The 2,784-nt window shown below is 70.0% G+C and carries 2 protein-coding genes; both read right to left on the bottom strand.

The annotated features are described in order from the left end of the window. A partial coding sequence (locus tag ACWDVG_RS31530) for a 2-oxoacid:ferredoxin oxidoreductase subunit beta (protein ID WP_451704344.1) occupies nucleotides 1–947 on the bottom strand: 947 nt, incomplete at its 3' end. Beyond that, nucleotides 940–2,784: 2-oxoacid:acceptor oxidoreductase subunit alpha (locus ACWDVG_RS31525; protein ID WP_451704342.1), on the bottom strand; the 1,845-nt coding region annotated here is incomplete at its 5' end. The genes ACWDVG_RS31525 and ACWDVG_RS31530, both read right to left, overlap by 8 nt.

The raw sequence follows: 2,784 nt of genomic DNA, 5'->3' as shown, positions 1-2,784 counted from the left end.
CGTTCGACGGAGCGCAGGACGCCGATGGGGGTGTGGTGGAGGGTGGTGGGGTCGGCGAGGCGGGAGAGGGCGAACGCGGTGGTGGGGGTGGCGGCGTGGGCGTCGTGGACGAGGAGGTCGGGTTCGTTGTCGGGGGTGACGGTGACGATGCGGAGGTCGCCGGTGGTGCGGTCGCGGACGACGCCCTTGGCGTGGTCGGTGCCGAAGCGGACGGGCTGTCCGTGTTCGAGGCGGATGACGGCTTCCTGGGCCCGGTCCTTGTCCTTGAGGGCGTCGAAGGCGCCGTCGTTGAAGATGTTGCAGTTCTGGTAGATCTCGACGAGGGCGGTGCCGTTGTGGGCGGCGGCCCGGCGCAGGACCTCGGTGAGGTGGGCGCGGTCGGAGTCGATGGTGCGGGCGACGAAGGAGGCCTCGGCGCCCAGGGCGAGGGAGACGGGGTTGAAGGGGGCGTCGAGGGAGCCCATCGGCGTCGATTTGGTGATCTTGCCGAGTTCGCTGGTGGGGGAGTACTGGCCCTTGGTGAGGCCGTAGATCCGGTTGTTGAACAGCAGGATCTTGAGGTTGACGTTGCGGCGCAGGGCGTGGATGAGGTGGTTGCCGCCGATGGACAGGGCGTCGCCGTCGCCGGTGACGACCCAGACCGACAGGTCACGGCGTGAGGTGGCGAGACCGGTGGCGATGGCGGGGGCGCGGCCGTGGATGGAGTGCATCCCGTAGGTGTTCATGTAGTACGGGAAGCGGGAGGAGCAGCCGATGCCGGAGACGAAGACGATGTTCTCCCTGGCCAGGCCGAGTTCGGGCATGAAGCCCTGGACGGCGGCGAGGACGGCGTAGTCGCCGCAGCCGGGGCACCAGCGGACCTCCTGGTCGGACTTGAAGTCCTTCGCCGACTGGACGGCGTCGGCCCTGGGCACCAGGTTCAGCAGGGGCTCGGCGGTCTCAGGCATCGATGGCCTCCTTCAGGGCGGCGGCGAGCTGTTCGGCCTTGAACGGCATGCCGTTGACCTGGGTGTGGGAGCGGGCGTCGACCAGGTAGGCGGCGCGGATCAGGGTGGCGAGCTGTCCCAGGTTCATCTCCGGGACCACGATCCGCTCGTAGCGGCGCAGGACGTCGCCGAGGTTGGCGGGGAAGGGGTTGAGGTGGCGCAGGTGGGCCTGGGCGATGGGCCGGTGCTCCCGCCGCAGGCGGCGGACGGCCGCCGTGATGGGGCCGTAGGTGGAGCCCCAGCCCACCACGAGGGTGCGGGCCTGGTCGGGGTCGTCGACCTCGACGTCGGGGACGGTGATGCGGTCGATCTTGGCCTGGCGGGTGCGGACCATGAAGTCGTGGTTGGCCGGGTCGTAGGAGATGTTGCCCGTGCCGTCCTGCTTCTCGATCCCGCCGATGCGGTGCTCCAGCCCCGGTGTGCCCGGCACCGCCCACGGCCGCGCGAGGGTCCGCGGGTCGCGCTTGTAGGGCCAGAACACCTCCGAGCCGTCCTTGAGGGTGTGGTTCGGGCCGGTGGCGAACGCGGTCGACAGATCCGGAAGGTCCTCCACCTCCGGCACCCGCCACGGCTCCGAGCCGTTGGCGAGGTAGCCGTCGGACAGCAGGAACACCGGCGTGCGGTAGTCCAGCGCGATGCGGGCGGCCTCCAGCGCGGCGTCGAAACAGTCCGCGGGCGTCGCCGGCGCGACCACCGGCACCGGCGCCTCCCCGTTGCGGCCGTACATCGCCTGCAGCAGATCCGCCTGCTCCGTCTTCGTCGGCAGACCCGTCGAAGGCCCGCCGCGCTGGATGTCCACGATCAGCAGCGGCAGCTCAAGGGAGACCGCCAGCCCGATCGTCTCCGACTTCAGCGCCACCCCCGGCCCCGACGTCGTCGTCACCGCCAGCGACCCGCCGAACGCCGCCCCCAGCGCCGCACCGATCCCCGCGATCTCGTCCTCCGCCTGGAACGTCCGCACCCCGAAGTTCTTGTGCCGGCTCAGCTCGTGCAGGATGTCGGAGGCCGGAGTGATCGGATACGACCCCAGATACAGCGGCAGGCCCGCCTGCCGGCTCGCGGCCACCAGCCCGTAGGACAGCGCCAGGTTCCCCGAGATGTTGCGGTAGACCCCCGGCGGGAACGCACGCGCCGCGGGAGCCACCTCGTAGGAGACGGCGAAGTCCTCGGTCGTCTCCCCGAAGTTCCAGCCCGCCCGGAACGCCGCCACGTTCGCCTCCGCGATCTGCGGCCTCTTCGCGAACTTCCGCCGCAGGAACGCCTCCGTCCCCTCCGTCGGCCGGTGATACATCCACGACAGCAGCCCCAGCGCGAACATGTTCTTGCTCCGCTCGGCCTCCTTCCGCGACAGCCCGAACTCCTTCAGCGCCTCCACCGTCAGCGTCGTCAAAGGCACCGGATGCACCCGGTAACCCTCCAGCGAACCGTCCTCCAGCGGCGACGTCGCATACCCGACCTTCGCCATCGCCCGCTTCGCGAACTCGTCCGTGTTCACGATGACCTCACCGCCCCGCGGCACGTCACCGATGTTCGCCCTCAGAGCCGCCGGATTCATCGCCACCAGCACGTCCGGCGCGTCCCCCGGGGTCAGGATGTCGTGATCGGCGAAATGCAGCTGGAACGACGACACCCCCGGCAGCGTCCCCGCCGGCGCCCGGATCTCCGCCGGAAAGTTCGGCAGCGTCGACAGATCATTCCCGAACGACGCCGTCTCCGAAGTGAACCGGTCACCCGTGAGCTGCATACCGTCACCCGAGTCACCCGCGAACCGGATAATCACCCGATCAAGCCGGCGGAC

This window comes from Streptomyces sp. NPDC003327, from assembly GCF_053589515.1.
The sequence above is the reverse complement of the archived record's forward strand: the minus strand, read 5'-3'. Positions and strand labels throughout refer to the sequence as shown.